This is a genomic window from Paenibacillus sp. SER-28 (assembly GCF_052906305.1).
In genome coordinates this window covers 1-262 of sequence record NZ_JBRECM010000082.1, presented here as the reverse complement: position 1 = coordinate 262, position 262 = coordinate 1, and the positions used below count along the sequence as shown (strand labels likewise).

Here is a 262-nt window from a genome sequence, read left to right as displayed (position 1 = left end):
GCTGTGAAACTGACACCGGTGCAACAATGGTTCTTTGAGCAGAACCTGACGGATGCTCATCATCATAACCAGTCCATTATGCTGCATAGCAAGGACGGTTTTGATGAACTGGCATTGCGCACGGCGATGGATCAAATCGTTAGCCATCACGACGCACTGCGTATCATTTTCCGACCTACGGAGCGCGGATATGAAGCTTGGAACCGTGCGATTGGGGAGGGCGAGCTGTATACGCTGGAACGTATGGACTTCAGCCATGAGA

General features: G+C 51.5%; 1 protein-coding gene. It reads left to right on the top strand.

What is annotated here, in order from left to right:
- On the top strand, nt 1-262 hold a 262-nt coding region (locus ACUYLD_RS25720), incomplete at both ends, for a condensation domain-containing protein (protein WP_446676246.1).